This window comes from Comamonas sp. NyZ500 (assembly GCF_016772095.1).
GTDB lineage: Bacteria > Pseudomonadota > Gammaproteobacteria > Burkholderiales > Burkholderiaceae_C > Comamonas > Comamonas thiooxydans.
In genome coordinates, this window is record NZ_JAEIJE010000013.1 from 18,226 (window position 1) to 35,658 (window position 17,433).

11 protein-coding genes are annotated in these 17,433 nt (G+C 66.3%); 7 read left to right on the forward strand and 4 right to left on the reverse strand.

Annotated features, from left to right (window positions below; genetic code table 11):
• Positions 1 to 66: 66 nt before the first annotated feature.
• Genes recC through recD form a run of 3 tightly spaced genes read left to right on the forward strand, consistent with a single transcriptional unit; the run spans position 67 to position 9,544 of the window.
• The gene (gene recC, locus JAO85_RS17885) at positions 67 to 3,654 is read left to right on the forward strand and encodes an exodeoxyribonuclease V subunit gamma (RefSeq protein WP_202788661.1); all 3,588 of its coding nucleotides are present in this window, start codon (positions 67 to 69) and stop codon (positions 3,652 to 3,654) included.
• Positions 3,651 to 7,460 (forward strand): exodeoxyribonuclease V subunit beta, encoded by a 3,810-nt coding sequence (recB, locus tag JAO85_RS17890; RefSeq protein ID WP_202788662.1) that lies wholly within the window; start codon positions 3,651 to 3,653, stop codon positions 7,458 to 7,460. Before recC ends, recB begins: the two co-directional genes overlap by 4 nt.
• The gene (recD, locus tag JAO85_RS17895; protein WP_202788663.1) at positions 7,457 to 9,544 is read left to right on the forward strand and encodes an exodeoxyribonuclease V subunit alpha; all 2,088 of its coding nucleotides are present in this window, start codon (positions 7,457 to 7,459) and stop codon (positions 9,542 to 9,544) included. The genes recB and recD overlap by 4 nt, the downstream gene beginning before the upstream one ends.
• Positions 9,545 to 9,766: 222 nt before the next feature.
• Here recD and JAO85_RS17900 read toward each other — a convergent pair whose 3' ends face one another.
• Positions 9,767 to 10,180, reverse strand: coding sequence for a VOC family protein (locus JAO85_RS17900; RefSeq protein ID WP_202788664.1), 414 nt, complete (start codon positions 10,178 to 10,180; stop codon positions 9,767 to 9,769).
• Between the two features lie 44 nt (positions 10,181 to 10,224).
• Entirely contained in the window at positions 10,225 to 10,884 is a 660-nt protein-coding gene (locus JAO85_RS17905; protein WP_003065661.1) for a glutathione S-transferase, read from the reverse strand.
• A 115-nt stretch (positions 10,885 to 10,999) separates the two neighbouring features.
• Here JAO85_RS17905 and JAO85_RS17910 point away from each other — a divergent pair, with 115 nt between their 5' ends.
• From JAO85_RS17910 to JAO85_RS17925, 4 genes are all read left to right on the forward strand, one after another.
• The gene (locus tag JAO85_RS17910) at positions 11,000 to 11,377 is read left to right on the forward strand and encodes a hypothetical protein (protein WP_237734898.1); all 378 of its coding nucleotides are present in this window, start codon (positions 11,000 to 11,002) and stop codon (positions 11,375 to 11,377) included.
• Between the two features lie 162 nt (positions 11,378 to 11,539).
• On the forward strand, positions 11,540 to 12,055 hold the full coding sequence (locus JAO85_RS17915) for a copper chaperone PCu(A)C (protein WP_202788665.1): 516 nt from the start codon (positions 11,540 to 11,542) through the stop codon (positions 12,053 to 12,055).
• A 127-nt stretch (positions 12,056 to 12,182) separates the two neighbouring features.
• Complete coding sequence (locus tag JAO85_RS17920) at positions 12,183 to 13,070, forward strand: PhaM family polyhydroxyalkanoate granule multifunctional regulatory protein (RefSeq protein WP_202788666.1); 888 nt, start codon at positions 12,183 to 12,185, stop codon at positions 13,068 to 13,070.
• Positions 13,071 to 13,142: 72 nt separating this feature from the next.
• Positions 13,143 to 14,393 (forward strand): FIST N-terminal domain-containing protein, encoded by a 1,251-nt coding sequence (locus JAO85_RS17925; protein ID WP_003065653.1) that lies wholly within the window; start codon positions 13,143 to 13,145, stop codon positions 14,391 to 14,393.
• Positions 14,394 to 14,634: 241 nt separating this feature from the next.
• Here the strand turns inward: JAO85_RS17925 and JAO85_RS17930 are convergent, their stop codons facing one another.
• Positions 14,635 to 15,789, reverse strand: a complete 1,155-nt coding sequence (locus JAO85_RS17930; RefSeq protein ID WP_202788667.1) for a peroxidase-related enzyme — start codon at positions 15,787 to 15,789, stop codon at positions 14,635 to 14,637.
• A 15-nt stretch (positions 15,790 to 15,804) separates the two neighbouring features.
• Complete coding sequence (locus tag JAO85_RS17935) at positions 15,805 to 17,268, reverse strand: NAD(P)-binding domain-containing protein (protein WP_202788668.1); 1,464 nt, start codon at positions 17,266 to 17,268, stop codon at positions 15,805 to 15,807.
• Positions 17,269 to 17,433: the final 165 nt, after the last annotated feature.

The following is a 17,433-nucleotide window of genomic DNA, read 5'->3' on the forward strand; positions in this document are numbered from 1 at the left end:
ATAGCGCCTGCATGCTGCCGTTAAGCTTGCAGCTTTCATCGTGCACAGACAGGCACAGGAGCGCGTGTGACAGCAGAGCAGCAATCAAGGGCGTCGCAACCGGCAGCTAACTGGCAGCCGGGCCTGATCGCCATTCACGGCAACCAGACCGAGGCGCTGGCCGATACCGTGCTGGCCTGGCTGGCGGCGCATCCCTTGCAGGCGCTGGAGCCCGAGATCGTGCTGGTGCAAAGCAACGGCATGGCCGAATGGTTCAAGATGCGCATGGCCGAGCAGCAGGGCGTGTGCGCCGCAGCACAGGTCGAGCTGCCGGCGCGCTTTGTCTGGCGCAGCTACCGACAGATTCTGGGCAGGCATGAGGTGCCGCGTGAATCGCCGCTGGACAAGACGCCCATGATCTGGCGCCTGATGCGTCTGCTGCCGCAATGCCTGGGCGAGCCTGCGTTCGCACCGATTGCCAACTTTCTGCGCCCTGGCGAGCCGCAGCGTCTGCTGCAGCTGGCCGAAAAGCTGGCCGACCTGTTCGACCAGTACCAGATCTACCGCGCCGACTGGCTGGCCGCCTGGGAGAAGGGCAAGGATGTGCTGCGTACAGCGGGCCGCCCCGACGAGCCAGTGCCCGAAGGGCAGCTCTGGCAGCCCCAGCTGTGGCGCAAGGTGCTGGCCGAACTCGATGAGCAGGAGCGTGCCGCCACCCGCCCGGCCCTGCTGGCTCGGATTCTGGACGCGCTGCAAAGCGGTCAGCCGCCGGTCACGCCGTTGGCGCGCCGCGTGGTGGTGTTCGGCATGAGCCAGATGCCGCTGTCTTTGATGCAGTTTCTGAGCGGCATTGCCCAGCACAGCCAGGTGCTGATTGCCGTTCCCAACCCCTGCCGCTTTCACTGGGCCGATGCCATCGACGGGCGCGAGCTGCTGCGCCAGCAGCGCCGCCGCCATGCCGACAAGGGAGGCAAGGATCTGGCGCAGATTCCGCTGGCGGCCATGCACGCCCATGCCCATCCGCTGCTGGCGGCATGGGGGCGGCAGAGCCGCGACTATGTGCGCCAGCTCGATGCCTTCGACACTACGGGCGACACGGCCGTGCAATGGGGCTGGCCGCGTGTGGATGTGTATGACGAGGCCGACGCGAGCGAGCTGATCGACGCACCGCTGCTGGTCCAGGTGCAGCAGCGCATTCGCGATCTGGTGCCCATGTCGGAGCACCCTGCGGTCGAGATCGCAGCGGCCGACCAGTCCATCGTCTTTCACAAGGCTCATGGTCTGGTGCGCGAGCTCGAAGTGCTGCACGACCAGCTGCTGCAATGGCTGGCCGAGCCTGCCGCTGCGGGCCGCCCAGCGCTGGCGCCGCGCGAGGTAGTGGTCATGCTGCCGTCGATCGAAGAGGCTGCACCCGCCATCCGCGCGGTGTTCGGTCAGTACGGCCGCCACGATGCTCGCCATATTCCGTTTGATATCGCCGACGTGGGCGCGCGTGCCAGCAGTCCGCTGGTGACGGCGCTGCAATGGCTGCTCAAGCTGCCGCAGCAGCGCTGCCGTCTGAGCGAGTTGTGCGACCTGCTCGATGTCCCCGCCGTGGCGGCGCGCGTGGGTCTGGCGGCAGGCGATCTGCCCCAGCTCACGCACTGGATGGCCGGTGCGGGCATTCGCTGGGGGCTCAACCATGCGCAGCGAGCACAGTTGGGCCTGGCGGCCTGCGGTGATCCCAACAGCGCCTGGTTCGGCCTGCGCCGCATGCTGCTGGGCTATGCCAGCGGGCCGGCGCTGGAGGCCGCCTTCGACGAGGCACAGGTGTTTGCCGGCATGGAGCCCTATGACGAAGTGGGCGGCCTGACGGCCGAGCTGGCCGGGTCGCTGGCCAGCTTGCTGGGGCGCATGCTGCAGTGGTGGCAAACGGCTGCTACGGCTGCGGCCCCCGAGGTCTGGGCCCAGCGTTTTCGCAGTCTGATGGACGACTTCTTTGTCGCGCAGGGCGATGAGGACCAGGCCTTGTGCGCCGCACTCGACACGGCCCTGGTCGGCTGGCAGGCTGCCTGCGAGCAAGCGGGTTTTGAGGCCCTGATTCCGCTGGAAGTGGCACAGGAGGCCTGGTTGCAGGCTCTGTCCGAGCCCGCGCTCAACCAGCGTTTTCGTGCCGGCGGCGTGACTTTCTGCACGCTGATGCCGATGCGCGCCATCCCCTTCGAAGTGGTGTGTCTGCTGGGCATGAACGATGGCGACTACCCGCGCCGCGCCACGCGCGTGGACTTCGACCTGATGGCCTTGCTCGGGCAGCAGCGTCCCGGCGACCGCGCGCGCCGCGACGATGACCGCCAGCTGATGCTGGATGCCTTGCTGTCGGCCCGCAGCAAGCTCTATATCAGCTGGGCCGGCCGCCATGTGCGCGACAACAGCGAGCAGCCACCCTCGGTGCTGGTCTCGCAGCTGCGCGACTATCTCCGCCAGGGCTGGCAGGGGGAAGGCAGTGCAGGTCTTTCCGCCAGCGAGCGCGGAGATCTGCTGCTGGCCCAGCGTACCCGCCAGCATCCTTTGCAGCCCTTCAGCCGCCGCTATTTCGAGCAGGCTTCGGGGCTGTCGACCTTCGCGCGCGAATGGTATGGCGCGCATGAAGAGCGGGCAGCGCAGGTGCTGCCGGTCGTGGCTGCCTTCGAGCCCGACCCCGAGGTGCCGCTGACGCTGGCGCGACTGACGGAATTTCTGCGCCACCCTGCACGCAGCTTTTTGCGCAATCGCCTGCAGGTGCGCTTTGAGCAGGACGAGGAGCTGTTGGAGGACGACGAGCTTTTCAGCGTCGATGGCCTGACCGCCTACGGCCTGATTCAGCAGCTGCAGCAAGGCGTGCGCACGCAGCTGGCGCATGATGCGGCGCTGGATGTGGGCATGCAGGTGCAACGCCAGGTGCAGCGTCTGGGGCGTGCCGGCGTGCTGCCGCTGGCAGGTCTCGGCAGGCGCGAGGCCGAGGCCTTGCAGGCGCAGGCCACGCCGTCGCTGCTGGCCTGGCAGCAGCAGATGCGGCTGTGGCCCCATGCGGCGCCGCGCGAGCGGCTGTTGCTGCACTCCGGAGCGGTCACGCTGGATGACTGGATGGATGGCTTGCAGGAGCGTGAAGAGCCGTCTTCGGACGCGGGCCACAGCCGTTGCTGGTTCGCGCTGGAGCCGCGCACGCTGCTGAACAAGAGAGGCGAGCTTCAGGCCCACAAGCTGCTGCCCATTTATGTGCGCAGTCTGGCGCTTTCAAGCACGGGCAGCGACACGCTGATGTGCGTGATCGCACGCGACACCCTGGTCTGGGTGCAGCCGCTGGAGCCGGAGGCGGCCACGCAGCGTTTGCAAGCCTTGATGCAGCTGTGGCTGGCGGGCCAGAACGAGCCCTTGCCGCTGCCTCTCAAAGCCGCCATCGCAGCCGGTCGTGACGATCCGAGCGCCGCCGCGCAGGCCTACGAGGGCGGCTACATGCTGGGCGGCGAATGCGAAGACCCCAGCTGGGCGCGCTGCTACCCCGACTGGGCGGCGCTGACGGCCGATCTGCGCTTCCACGTCCTGGCCAAGCAGGTCTATGGCCCGCTGCATGACTGGCTGGCCGCGCAGGTGCAGACCGAGGATCTGCCCTTGTTGCATTGCGCAGACCAGGACGAACAACCAGGAGAGCCGGAATGAGCGCGCCCGCCAACCCCATGAAGCCCGGCAGCCAGGCGCTGCAGCCCCTGCATTTCCCGCTCTGGGGTTCGCGCCTGATCGAAGCCAGTGCGGGCACAGGCAAGACCTGGACCATTGCCGCACTCTATCTGCGACTGGTGCTGGGCCATGGCGCAGAGAACGGCTTTGCCCGAGCATTGATGCCGCCCGACATTCTGGTGATGACCTTCACGCGGGCCGCCACGCGCGAGCTGTCGGACCGCATCCGTGCCCGCCTGATCGAGGCCGTGCAGTGCTTTCGCGGCGAGGCCGAACCGGCGGGGCACGACAGCTTCCTGCGCGATCTGCGCGATGCCTATGCCGAAGGCGAGCAGCGCGACACAGCTGCCTGGCGGCTGGACATGGCTGCGCAGTGCATGGACGATGCCGCCATCCACACCATAGACGCCTGGTGCCAGCGCATGCTGCGTGAGCATGCGTTTGACAGCGGCAATCTGTTTGATGAAACGCTGGAGGCCGATGAAAGCCAGCGTCAGACCGAGGCTGCACAGGATTACTGGCGCCAGCAGTGTTATCCGCTTTCGGGCGAGGTGCTGGAGGCGGCGCTGCAGGTCTGGCCCGATGTGCAGGCCCTGGTCAAGGATATGCAGTCGCTGCTGCGTGAAAACATAGCCGCCACGGCGGGCGCCGGAACCTTGGGTGAATGCATTGCGCAGACCCAGGCTGAGCGTGCGCAGCAACTGCGAATGCTTGGCGATGGCTGGGAGCAAAAAGCGCAGCAATTGGAAGACTGGCTGGACGGCCAGTTGGCCACCAACAAAAGTGCTTGGAATGGTTTGAAGCTCAAGCCGGCCAACTACAAGAACTGGCTGAAAGCTTTGCGGGAGTGGGCTGCCGCGCCGCACGATGGGCTGGCGGCGGCGATGAAGACGGGTGCCACCCGTTTGGTGCCTGCCGGGCTGGATGAAGCGCGCAAAGGTGATATGCCGGTGGAGCTGCCCCCCGCATCTGCCGAGCTGGAGCAGCTGCTTCAGGCCCTGGCCCAGCTGCCGTCCCTGCATGTGGCGCTGCGCCTGCATGCGGCAGTCCACGTGCAGCAGCGCCTGCTGTGGCTCAAGCGCCAGGCCGGCACTTTCGGTTTTGCCGATATGCAGCAGCGCCTGGATGCGGCTCTGGCTGGCGACAACGGCCCCGCGCTGCAAGCCGGCATCCTGGCCCAGTACCCGGTGGCGCTGATTGACGAGTTCCAGGACACCTCGCCGCTGCAGTACCGGCTGTTCGACCAGATCTACCGCACGGCAGACAACAGCGCGGGCAGCGCACTGCTGCTGATCGGCGACCCCAAGCAGTCCATCTACGGCTTTCGTGGTGCGGACATCTACAGCTATCTGCAGGCCAGGCAGGCGACCGAGGGCCGCCACTATGTGCTGGACACCAACTTCCGCTCCACCGAGGCGCTGGTCGATGCGGTCAACCAATGGTTTGTGCAGGCTGAAGTGCGCGAAGGCGAGGGGGCGTTCATGTTTCGCGCCGGGCAGAGCAATCCGCTGCCGTTCGAGAGCGTCAAGGCCAATGGCCGCAAGGAGCTGCTGATGCAGGGCAGCCAGCGCATGGCCGCGCTGACCATTGCCTGGGATGGCTGCAGCGATGAGCCGCTGAGCAATGACGACATCCGCCGCCGTGGGGCGGAGTTCTGCGCCAGCCAGATCGTGCAGTGGCTGATGGACGGAGCCACGGGCTTTGCCGAAGCCGGCCAGCCGCTGCAGCGCCTGCGTCCGGCCGATATCGCGGTGCTGGTGCGCACTGGCAAGGAGGCCTCAGCCGTGCGCCGCGCACTGGCGCGGCGCAATGTGGCCTCGGTCTATCTCTCCGATCAGGACTCGGTCTTCGCCAGCGGCGAGGCACAGGATCTGCTGCTGTGGCTGCGTGCCGTGGCCGCGCCTCTGGACGGACTGGCCGTGCGTGCCGGTCTGGCCACGCCCATGATGGGTCTGTCGTTTGACGAGCTGGCCTGGCTGGCCAGCGATGACGAGGCCTTCGATGCGCGCAGCGAGCTGCTCAAGGAACTGCACAGTCTCTGGCTGCGCCTGGGCGTGCTGGCCATGCTGCGCCAGACGCTGTACCGCTTTGAATTGCCGGCGCGCTGGCTGAAGGACATGGGCGGCGAGCGCCGTCTGACCAACTATCTGCACCTGGCCGAGCTGCTGCAAGGCGCGAGTGCCCAGCTGGAGGGCGAGCAGGCGCTGATCCGCTGGCTGGCCACCCAGATCGAGAACCCGGGCGCGGCCGGCGATGCACAGATCGTGCGGCTGGAATCGGATGCCGATCTGGTCAAGGTCGTCACCGTGCACAAGAGCAAGGGGCTGGAGTACCCACTGGTCTGCCTGCCGTTCGGCGGCAGCTTCCGACCTGTGGACGGCAAGGCGGCCTATCTTTCGCTGCCCGTGCAGATCGATGGCGTACCCGCGCGCGAGCTGGTGCTGGACTACGACGATGCACAGTTGGCGCAGGCCGACAAGGAACGCCTGCGCGAGGATCTGCGCCTTCTCTATGTGGCGCTGACCCGCCCGCGCCATGCACTGTGGATGGGGCTGGGCCCCATGAAACGCGGCAACAGCAAAAACTGTGTGAACGAACAGGGTGCGGCAGGCTATCTGCTGGCCGGAGATGTTTCGCAGGCCGCAGCCGGCTGGCGCGCCAGCATCCAGGCCCTGAGCGAGCGTTGCACGCAGATCGCCGTCGTGGATCTGCCGGCCGAACTGCCCGTGGCCTCGCGCTATGTTGCCGCGCAGGCCTTGCCCGCCCTGGCCGCCGCGCCCGTGTACGAGGCGCAGTTCGACCGCCGCTGGGGCATTGGCAGCTTTTCGTCGCTGACCCGCGCCATGGCCGCACCCAGCCTGCCGGTCCTGCCGGTGGCCGCACAAAGTCCCGCCGAGGACGAGCGTGCGCTGCAGGCCCAGGAGGCGGGTGAAGCTGCGCTGGACCTGGGCGTCATCAACGAGGTCATGACCGCCCTGCCCAACTTGACCAGATTCGCCGCCGGTGCGCGCAGCGATGCTGCGGTGTGGCACCGCTTCATGCGCGGCCCGGTGGTGGGCAATTTCCTGCACGACCAGCTGGAATGGCTGGCCGCCGAGGACTTTGCGCTGCAGCCCGAGGATGATCCCGGCAACAGCGAGCCCCTGGCGGCCCGACTGCTGCGCCGCTGCGAGCGCGCGGGCCGCAAGGAGCAGGCCGCCGATGTGCTGCAGTGGCTGCGCGCCGTGGTGCACCAGCCGCTGGCGCCGCTCGGCGTCTCGCTGGCCCAACTGGGCGAAGGTGATGTGCTATTGCCCGAGATGGAGTTCTGGCTGCCGGCGCGGCGCCTGTCGGCACCGCGTATCGACGCGCTGTGCCGCCGGCACATCCTTGCCGGCCAGCCGCGCCCGGTGCTGCCCGAGCGCGAGTTGCACGGCATGCTGATGGGCTTTGCCGATCTGGTGTTTCACCATGGCGGCCGCTACTGGGTGCTGGACTACAAGACCAACCACCTGGGCCAGGACGGCGCGGCCTACGCCCCTCAGGCGCTGGAGCAGGCCATGCTAGAGCACCGCTATGACGTGCAGGCTGCGCTGTATCTGCTGGCTCTGCACCGCCTGCTGCAAAGCCGGCTGGGCGCGGCTTACGACCCTCGCGAACAGCTGGGCGGCGCGCTCTATTTCTTCCTGCGCGGTATCGATGGCGAGGCCGCCGGCATGCATGTGCTGAAGCCGCCGCTGGCGCTGCTGGACGGGCTGGAGGCGCTTCTCGGAGATAACGAAAAGGAATTGAAGGAGGAGCAGCCATGAAGGGGCGCCGCAAAGCCGATCTGCAGACGCTGGACCTGTTTGCAGCTCCCGCGGATGGCGACACGATTGCATTAGGCACGACGGACTGGCTGGCCGCGCTGGAGCGACTGGCCGATGCGGGCCTGCTGCGCCGCCTGGACAGCGCCCTGGCGGCCTTTGTCGCCGCGCAGGACGCAGAGGCCGGGCCTGCGCTGCTGGTGGCTACCGCCGTGCTGGCGCAGATGGAGGGGCGCGGTCATAGCTGCCTGCCCTTGAAGGCGCTGGCTGGCGATCCCAATCAGATTCTTGCCTGGCCCAAAGAGGCAGAGCGCCTGCAGCAATCGCTATGGGAGCAATTGCCCGGCCGGTTGGCTGACTGGCTGCAGGCCCTGCGCCGCAGCCCCGTGGTGCGTGTCGTGCAGCCGGGAACGGTAGCGGCAGACCGAGGTCAGCCGCTGGTGCTGCTGGACGGCGCTGCGCCCTTGCTGTATCTGCGCCGCTACTGGGACTATGAGCGCAGCGTGGCCGCCCATATGGCGCAGCGTACGGCGGCCGATGCGGTGGCGCTTGACGAGCCCAGGGTGCGCGAATGGCTGGGGCGGCTTTTCAGCTCGTCCGCAGCTGCCGCAAATGCGGTGGACTGGCAAAAGCTGGCTTGCGCGCTGGCGCTGCGGGGGCATATGTCCGTCATCACCGGCGGGCCGGGCACGGGCAAGACCTATACCGCTGCCCGCCTGCTGGCGCTGCTGTTTGCCACGGCGCCGGATGCCGCGCAGCTGCGCGTCGCGCTGGCTGCGCCAACCGGCAAGGCGGCGGCGCGGCTCAAGCAGTCCATCGATAGCTCGCTGCTGGAGCTGAAGGAGGCCGTGGGCCGAGAGCTGGATCTGGAAGCGCTGGTCAAACGCATGGGGGCGGCACGCACCCTGCATTCGCTGCTGGGGGCCAGGCCTGACACGCGGCGCTTTGCCCACCATGCAGGCAATCCGCTGGATGTGGATGTGCTCATTGTCGATGAGGCCTCCATGATCCACCTCGAGATGATGGCCGCGCTGCTGCAGGCCCTGCCGCCCACGGCGCGCCTGATTCTGCTGGGCGACAAGGATCAGCTCGCCTCGGTGGAGGCCGGTGCCGTGCTGGGCGATCTGTGCCGCGATGCGCAGCGGGGCAATTACGCGCCGGACACCGCGGCCTATGTCGAGCGCGTGACGGGCCAGTCCCTACCTGCACAGTACCTGGCGCCGGCCAGGGCCCTGCCGCTGGCTCAGCACACCGTCATGCTGCGCGAGAGCCGTCGCTTTGGCGGCCCTATCGGTCTGCTGGCACAGGCCGTGAATGCCGGCGATGCACCGGCTGCCATGGCGCTGTTGCGCACGCAGACCCAGACCGGCCTGCATGCCGAACTCTGGGCGCGCGAAGGCGGTGAGGTCGAGGCCGTGGTGCGCAGCGCCGTGCAAGGCCGTGGCGGCATTGCCAGCTATGCCGCCTACGCCGAGGTGCTGCAAAGACATGGGCAGGGCAAGGGACGCGGCTTTGCCAGCGAGGTCGAGCACCAGCAATGGGTGAGGGAGGTGCTGGCCGCCTTCGACCGCTACCGCCTGCTGTGCGCCGTGCGCGACGGCAACTGGGGCGTAGCGGGGCTGAACCGCGCGGTGGAGCAGGCCTTGCAGGCCATGGGCGCCATACGCAAGGAGGGCGAGTGGTATATGGGCCGTCCGGTAATGGTCACGCGCAACGATGCGCAGCTGGGCGTGTTCAACGGCGATATCGGCATGGCCCTGCCCAGCTTTGCCGACCCGGCGCGGCTGCGCGTGTACTTCATGCAGGGCGAGCTGCTGCACCATGTCAGCACGGCGCGCCTGGCCCATGTGGAGACCGCATTTGCCATGACGGTGCACAAGAGCCAGGGCTCGGAGTTCGAGCACACGGCGCTGGTGCTGGCCGCGCAGGGCGGCAATGTGCTCAGCCGCGAGCTGGTCTATACCGGCATCACGCGGGCGCGCAAGGCGTTCTCGCTGTGGACCGAAGTGCCCGGCCTGCTGGTGTCGGCGATGGGCAGTCCCACGCAGCGCAGCAGCGGTTTGCTGGGATTCATGGAACGTGCGTAGTAGCCTAGGGGGGGAGGCTCTGTTTTGATAGCGGTGACCGCAATCCAGGTAACACTGGAGGCTGATTTCGCTCAACCTATAAAGGCTTCCCATCCGGCTTTGCTCGAAGTGATGAGCCAGTGACACTGGCGCAGTCCAAGCGCGAGACGGCCAGCTAGGGCCGCTCCGCAGCCAAGGTCGTCGTCCCCCTTTGGGGGAAGACGCGAAGCGGCTCAGAGGGGATCAGTGTTCGTAAACCGCGTCCCAGTTGGCAAATCCCTTGACCTCGATCGGATTGCCGCAGGGGTCGGTGAAGAACATGGTCCATTGCTCTCCGGGCTCGCCTTCAAAGCGCACTTGCGGCTCCAGAATGAAGGCGGTGCCGGCGGCTTTGAGGCGTTCGGCCAGGGCCAGCCAGTCGGGCTTGAGCAGGATCACGCCCAGATGGGGCATGGGCACCATATGGTTGCCGACCTTGCCGGTGTTGCTCACGGCAAAGGGCTGACCCAGATGCAGGGAGATCTGGTGGCCAAAGAAGTCGAAATCGACCCAGGTGTCGGTGCTGCGACCCTCGCGACAGCCGAGCACGCCGCCGTAGAAACGGCGGGCCTGGTCGAGATCGGTCACGTGGTAGGCAAGATGAAAAGCGCTTTGCATGATGGGCCCAAGCGTAGCATCACCGGGCCCGTACCCGGCACGCTTCAGCGCGCAGCCTTGGCCTGCATGCGTGCCATCAGCTCCTCGGTGTTTCGCTTGCGGTCGGCGTTGACCTTCTGCACCGTGGGACGCTCGCTCATGCGCGCCAGATAGTCGCGCACCGGCAGCTCGGCCAGCAGATCGCTGCCGCCCAGGATCTTGCTGGCGCTGCTGACCAGCGGCAGATGCACGATGGCGCTGCAGTCGGCCAGCGTGAAGCTGTCGCCCGCGATGAACGGGGTATCGAAGCGGGCCAGCTTGGCAAAGGCTGCGATGTTCTTTTTCAACTGCTCCAGCGTCTTGTCGCGTGTGCCATCACTGATCTTGCCGCCGAAGAAGGCCTGGGGATAGAGGTTGCGCGCCACCAGCTCCAGATGCAGATTCAGATAGACGCAGAGCTCACGCACCTTGGCGGCAGCAAAGGGGTCTGCGGGCAGCAGCGGCACCTTGCTGGACAGTGTTTCCACATATTCGATGATGGCGTCGGACTCGCTGATGGCGCCATGCTGGGTGCGCAGATACGGCACCTTGCCCAGCGGAGATTCCTCGGGGTTGGTGCTGCCCAGCCAGGCCAGCTCCTCGGCGAAGGGAATCTGCTTTTCCATCAAGGCCAGCTTGACCTTGTTGTAGTAGTTGCTGGCCGAAAATCCGCACAAAGTCAGCATGCTTGTCTCCTGATCGGTGGTTGTGAATGGGTATACGTGGCCAGTTATCGTAGAGGCAAGTGGCGCAAGCCCTGCGTCGCCAACCGGATAGCGGGCCGGCTTCTACAATCGCTCCATGCATTGGCGCGCACATCCTCCTCGGCACAAACCGGCAGCCCTTCTGGCTCGCAGGGTGCTGGGTGCGTGGTTCTGCGTGCTGCTGGTCAGCATGCTCACGCCCTGGGCGCGCGCCACGCCGCCTGCCGGCTGGGAGGCAGTATGCACGGCCAGCGGCAGCACACACTGGGTGCCCAGCCCCGCCAGCGACGATGCCGCTACCCCACATGGACTGGATTGCGCGCTGTGCCTGCCGCTGCTGGCGCCGCCGCCAGCGCAGCAGGCAGATCCTGGCAGTCACCGCGCCGTTGTCGATGCCCGGCCCTGGGCCGATGTCGCTCACAGAGCTTTTGTCTCCACCCTGCCGCCCGTACGTGCGCCGCCCTTTGAACCCTGAAAAACATAGCTGAGGGCGCTTGATGGTCAAGCGTCTCAGATCGATTTGAGATTGACACGACTTATGCAAATCGGGCTCAAGCAAGGGCTTGGTTTCAAGGGGACCATCTTGATGCACCCTTGTTTGCGTAAGTCCAGACTGAATTTGAATGGAGATGGTTTCATGAATACGCGTCGTTTTACCGTGATGGCCCTGGGTTCGCTGGTCGCTTCGCTGCTGGTTTCGGGGGCCGCCTGGGCCCATGCCGATGCGGCCCATGTCAAGGTCGAGAACGCTTGGGCCCGCGCCAGCGTGGCGGGTCAGCAGGCTTCGGGGGCCTTTATGCGCCTGACGGCCCAGGAGCCGCTCAAGCTCGTCGGTGTGGAAACCACGGCCGCCGCCGTGGCCGAGGTGCACGAGATGAAGATGGAGGGCGATGTGATGCGCATGCGCGCCATCGAGGCCCTGGATCTGCCTCAGGGCGTGGCCGTGGATCTCAAGCCCGGCGGCTATCACCTGATGCTTCAGCAGCTCAAGGCCCCGCTGGTCAAGGACAGCCAGGTGCCCGTGACCCTGGTGTTCAAGGATGCCAAGGGCGCAGTGTCGCGCCTGAGCCTGCAGCTGCCGGTGCGCGCGACGGCCCCTGCGGCCGCCGGTGCCGGGCACCAGCATATGGGTCATGGTGCTCATCAGCATTGATGGCTTGAACCAGGCGCGCGACCTGCTCCCTTGTTTGCAGCAAACATCGCAAGTGCAGTAAGCTAGTTCCGCATCCGGTCTTGTCCGGATGCGGATTCTGGTATCCATCCCTGCAGTGGAGAGCACTATGAGCGGCGACGCATCAGCATTTGGTTTCGGCAAGTTCATTCCCGGCTTTGATTTTCTGCAGGGGCTGGCGCAAAGCGCTGGCGCTGCGGCCAATCCCATGGGCCGCGTGCCGCAATGGGTGGCTCCCACCGTAAGCGTGGAAGAGGTTGACAAGCGCATTGCCGAGCTGAAAGCCGTGCAGTTCTGGCTGGAGCAAAACAGCCGCGCTCTGGCTGCCACCATCCAGGCGCTGGAAGTGCAGCGCATGACGCTGTCCACGCTCAAGGACATGAATGTCAGCATGAGCGAGCTGGCCAAGTCCTTTCCTTTCCCTGGTGCAGCGCCGGCAGAGTCCGCAGCGACCGGCAATGCCGGCTGGCCCATGGGAAGTGCCACGGCCAAGGCTGCGGTTGCAGAGCCGCTGGCAAGCCCTGCGCCCGAGCCTGAAGCACAGGCTGCGGCGCAAGAGGAACAGAACCATGCCAAGGCTCAGGCAGAGCCGCCTTCTCAGGCTGCCTTGAACCAGGCCATGCAATGGTGGGGAGCGCTGACCCAGCAGTTCCAGCAGATTGCGGCCAAGGCCATGGCAGAGCCCGTTCCGCCCGAGACGCTGGCCGCTGCCCAGCGCGCCACCGAGATGGCCAGCGGTTTTGCCAAGTCCACCATGGAAAAGGTGATGGCACAGGCAGGCGGTTTTGGCGCTGCAGCCGCAGCGAAAAGTGCGGAAAAGAATGCGGCAAAGAGCGCCGCGGCAGCCGAGCCGAGGCCTGCACGCAAGGCGGCGGCCAAGACCGGTCAACCCAAAACGGCAGCCAGCAAAACGGCAGCCGCTAAAAAAACTGCTGCCAAGCAGCCTGCCGCCAAAAAGACTGCAGCCAAAACCTCTGCTACCTCGCGCAAGCCCTGAGCAATCCCTTCCCGCTAAGGTGGAAAATCGTGGTTGAAAGGCATCCACGCTCCAGCAAGAACAGGAGGGCTTATGTCACTGTTTCCCGTCGCTCATGCCAGCCATGAAGACTGGCGCGCTGCGACTGAGCAAGTCGTGCTGCAGCTGCGTGGGCAGTTGCTGCGCCAGTCACTGCAGCCGCACCGGCTGGGTCTGGTCTATATCGCGCAGGGGCTGGTGCCCCATGCGCAGCCCTTGCTGGCGCTGCTAGCGCGCGAGTTGCCCCAGGTCACCGACTGGGTAGGCAGCTCCGGTCACGCCGTACTGGCCATGGAGCACGAGTATTCAGAAAGCTCCTCGCTGGCGGTCATGCTGCTGGACCTGCCCGCCGCCCATTACCGCGTCTATTCAGGCGTGGCACCGCTGGCGCAAAGCGGTGCCGAAGCCGGATTCGAGGCGCATTCGGCCCTGGTGCACTCCAGCATCGATCAGCCTGATCTCGCTGAGTTGCTGCTGGAGCTGTCCGAGCGCATCAGCTCTGGAAATCTGTTCGGGGCGCTCAGCAGCGAGCAGGGCGTGCAGTTCGCCTGTCGTGCCGAAGACCTGCCCCGGCTGAGGGCGCAGGCCAGCGTCGGCATTTTTCATGCCGGCTTTTCCGGCGTGGCCTTCGATGCCGATGTAGCCTGTATCTCAAGACTGGCCCAGGGCTGCGCGCCCTTGGGCGCGGGATTGGAGATTACCGAGGCCAGAGGCCCGGTGGTGCTGGAGCTCGAAGGCGAGCCCGCCTTGCCCCGACTGCTGCAGATGCTGGATGTGGAAGCCAGCCCCAGCGCCGGAGGCGGCTGGCAGGCTGCGCTGTCGCAACTGCGCAAGACCCAGGCCGCGATTGCCCCGCTGGGCCGGGGTCTGGAGCGCGGGGCGCTCACCGACGAGGCCCAGGTGCTGCATATCGTGGGGCTGGATCCGGTGCGCCAGGGCGTTGCGCTGTCGTCGCCCGTGGAGGCCGAGCATACGGTGATCTTCTGCCAGCGCCAGAGCAGCGCGGCCCGTCATGAGCTGATGCAGATGGGCGCGGCCCTCAAGGATGCGCTGCAGCCCGACTTTGCCGATGCAGGTCCCGAGACCATGGCCGAGGCGGCCCAGCCCCAGCATATACGCGGTGCGATCTATGTGAGCAGCAAGGGCCGGGGCAGCGAGCTGTTTGGCGGCGCCGATGCCGAGCTCAAGCTGCTGCGCCATGCGCTGGGGCCGGTGCCTCTGATCGGCCTGGTGGCCGAGGCACAGCTGATGGATGCGCATGTGCATCAGCTGGCCGGCGTGCTGACGGTGTTCACCGGTAAATAGCCTGAAATTTGATAGCTGCTAACGCTTGATTCAAATAGGTTTTAGGAGATATTTGTTCTGAGATTACGGTTCTAATTGCGCAAGCTGCTATCAAAGAAGAAAAGCTGTGCCAAAAACCGGCACGGCCTGAAACCAGTGACAGCAAGCCAGCGCCGCCGCGCAGCGACGCTGTCGTCCCCCTCCTGTAGCGCGCAGCGCGTAGAGAGAGGGGGAAGGCGCTGGGCCGCCTAGGCAAAGCGACTCAGGGGGTGGCGTAAATTTCCACGCCCAGATTCAGCATCAGGCGATTGGCCCAGCCGAACAGGGCGGCCGAGTGCAGCATGTCCAGAATTTCCAGATCGGTCAGACCTGCATCGCGCAGCGGCTGCAGACTTTGCGGGCCAAAGCCGCCCGGCGCACGCGTCAGTGTCAGCGAAGCCTGGATGATGGCGCGCTCGCGGGCATTGGTGCCGGCGGTTTCGGGCTCGTCAAACAGCTGGGCCATCACATCGTTGCGCTTGGCCAGTTGCTCGAAGCGTTGGGCATGCACCGAAGCGCAGTACACGCAGCCGTTGGAGCGAGAGACGGCCGTGGCCGCCACTTCACGCTCGGCGCGGGACAGGCCGCCGGGCGCATACATGATGGCGTTGAAAGCCTGGGAGCGCTCCAGCAGCACCTGGGGCTGGCGGGCTAGCAGCAGGTAGAAGTCCATGCTCTTGGCCTTGGGGTGGCTGACTTCCAGTACATGCTGCTGCTCGGGCGTGGCGGTGCCGGGGTCCAGCACCTGCAGCCAGGCCTTCCAGTCCAGGGTCTCGCTGGTGAAACCGTTGCGGCGCAGCGGCTCGCCGGGCGGCGGCAGGTTGGCGGGGTGGACAAAGGGTGCGGCATCGACAGGCTGGGCGGCAGGCGCTTCGGTCACGCCGCCCAGCTCGCCCATGGCCTTCACACCCGCCAGCAGGCGGGCCTGATAGGCCACAAAGCCGATCAGCTGGGCCAGCAGCACGGTGTCGTTGAGCGACAGACCGGCGGCCGGAATGGCGAGCAGCGCAGCCTGATCGCTCTGGGCCGGGTTCAGGGCCAGCGTGCGCACAAAGTGCAGCATGGCGTCCAGGCGCGCATTGCCGGTCTGGGCGCCGGGCTGATCGAGGATGGAGCGCAGCTCGGGCGTGATGGCGTCGCCCAGGGCCTCGGCGCGCGCACGGTATTCGGCTTCCAGCACGGTCACGCCGCTGACGCGGGCCTGCTCGGCAGCCAGCACCAGGCGCTCGGCCTGGGTCAGCGCGCTGTCCAGTTGATTGCCCAGCAGCAGGTCTTCGCAGGCCTGGGTGGCCAGAGCGACTTTTTCGCGCTCGTGGCGAGTGGTGAATGTGGGGCTGCCTTGCTCAAGGCCGGCCAGTCGGTCTATGGTGTCTGTCATGCGAAGTCTCGTGATTTAGGGTTGCAGCTGGCGGATGCGCGCAGCGCTGTCGGCTGCGGTCCATTCCGTGCCGTCCAGCTCGGGCTCGGCATAGGCCTTGAGCTTGTCGAAGTGCTGCTCGATATCGTCCAGATAGAACAGCGAGGCCAGACCTTGCGCGAGTTTGCGCGCTCCGTCGCTGATGGCGGGAATATCGCCCGACACCGTGCCGTGCGAGAGCGCAGCGGGGTAGCAGAAGCAGTGAATCCGGTCGAGACCGGGCAGCTCGCCCTGGAACTCGAACAGCGGCCCCAGATCGGGCGATGCCGACAGCTCGGCATCCTCATCGCCAGTCTCGGGCGTGAAGCGGCTGTTCCACAGCTTTACATGCGGCGCGATGTCCGCAAACTCGGGACGCAGGCTCCAGTCGATGGCAAAGCCCGTGGAGACGATGAGAAAGTCCAGCACGAACACGCCGGCCGAGGTCTGCACCTGCAGCTTGTTGCCCGCTTTTTCCACACTCTGCACGGCGCAGCCCAGGTTGAAGAAGGCGTTGTCATGGCGCGAGACGCGCAGCGTGCTGCCGTGCGGTGGCGGCACCTGCTGGGCGTTGATGTAGTGGCGGATGCGCCATTTCCAGGCATCGGGCAGCAGATACTGGCCGTGGGTCAGACCGGGCACGCCCGAGCCCTTGGACTTGTTGATCAGCGGCAGCTGCTGGCGGCGGATGAGCATGTCCACGCTGGCCGCGCCGTTTTCGAGAGCCGTCGCCGCGCTGTCCATGGCCGAAGCCCCGGCACCGACCACGCCCACATGCTTGCCCGCCAGCGTGGCGTAGTCCATGGCATCGGAGGAATGGGCCCAGAACTTCCTGTCCACGCCCCGCATGAAGGCGGGAACCGTGGCGCCGCCCAGGCCGTCGCGGCCCGTGGCCAGCACCAGGCGGCGGGTTTGCCAGGTGGCGGTCACGCCATTGGCCTTGACATCGACTTCCACCACGCCATCGGCCTGTGGGCGCACGGCAATGACTTCATGGCCGTTGCGCACATCGGCGTTGGTCACGCGGCGGTACCAGCGCAGATAGTCCATCCACTGCAGGCGCGGGATCTTGTCCAGCGCCGTCCAGGCATCGAGTCCGAACTGGGCGATGAACCAGGCGCGAAAGGACAGGGCTGCAACTCCCATGGCAGGGCCGGTCAGCTCCTTGGGCGAGCGCAGGGTTTCCATGCGCGCCGTGGTGGCCCATGGGCCTTCGAAGTCCGGCGCAGACCTGTCCAGCAGCACAGGCTTGATGCCGGCCTGCTGCAGCGCCATGCTGAGCGCGAGACCGGCCTGGCCGGCGCCGATGACGAGCACGTCATGCACCGGCAGTCCCTTGCGCGTGGAAGGGGGAATCCAGGCCTTGGCAGGCCAGCCCAGAGTGACGAAGTCGTCACGCAGGCGTTCTTCCAGCGTTGCCAGTCCCGATGTGGCGGCTGTCGTAGAAGGTGAAATTGACATAGCTAAAACCCAAAAGCGCCTGAGGCCTGAGCCGCAGACGCATCAAACAAACACCGATAACTTAACACTGCTTGAACTCGAAGCAGGACCAAGCGAGAGACTCCGAGGAAAGGCCTGGGCGGCCCCGCCGCCCCGCACCGAGGGTGTCGTTCCTCTGCCTTGGCG

Bases quoted from the DNA above. Each gene is read 5' to 3' on its own strand.
- recB (WP_202788662.1), top strand. From the start codon at position 3,651: ATGAGCGCGCCCGCCAACCCCATGAAGCCCGGCAGCCAGGCGCTGCAG.
- recD (WP_202788663.1), top strand. From the start codon at position 7,457: ATGAAGGGGCGCCGCAAAGCCGATCTGCAGACGCTGGACCTGTTTGCA.
- JAO85_RS17900 (WP_202788664.1), bottom strand. From the start codon at position 10,180: ATGCAAAGCGCTTTTCATCTTGCCTACCACGTGACCGATCTCGACCAG.
- JAO85_RS17905 (WP_003065661.1), bottom strand. From the start codon at position 10,884: ATGCTGACTTTGTGCGGATTTTCGGCCAGCAACTACTACAACAAGGTC.
- JAO85_RS17910 (WP_237734898.1), top strand. From the start codon at position 11,000: ATGCATTGGCGCGCACATCCTCCTCGGCACAAACCGGCAGCCCTTCTG.
- JAO85_RS17915 (WP_202788665.1), top strand. From the start codon at position 11,540: ATGAATACGCGTCGTTTTACCGTGATGGCCCTGGGTTCGCTGGTCGCT.
- JAO85_RS17920 (WP_202788666.1), top strand. From the start codon at position 12,183: ATGAGCGGCGACGCATCAGCATTTGGTTTCGGCAAGTTCATTCCCGGC.
- JAO85_RS17925 (WP_003065653.1), top strand. From the start codon at position 13,143: ATGTCACTGTTTCCCGTCGCTCATGCCAGCCATGAAGACTGGCGCGCT.
- JAO85_RS17930 (WP_202788667.1), bottom strand. From the start codon at position 15,789: ATGACAGACACCATAGACCGACTGGCCGGCCTTGAGCAAGGCAGCCCC.
- JAO85_RS17935 (WP_202788668.1), bottom strand. From the start codon at position 17,268: ATGTCAATTTCACCTTCTACGACAGCCGCCACATCGGGACTGGCAACG.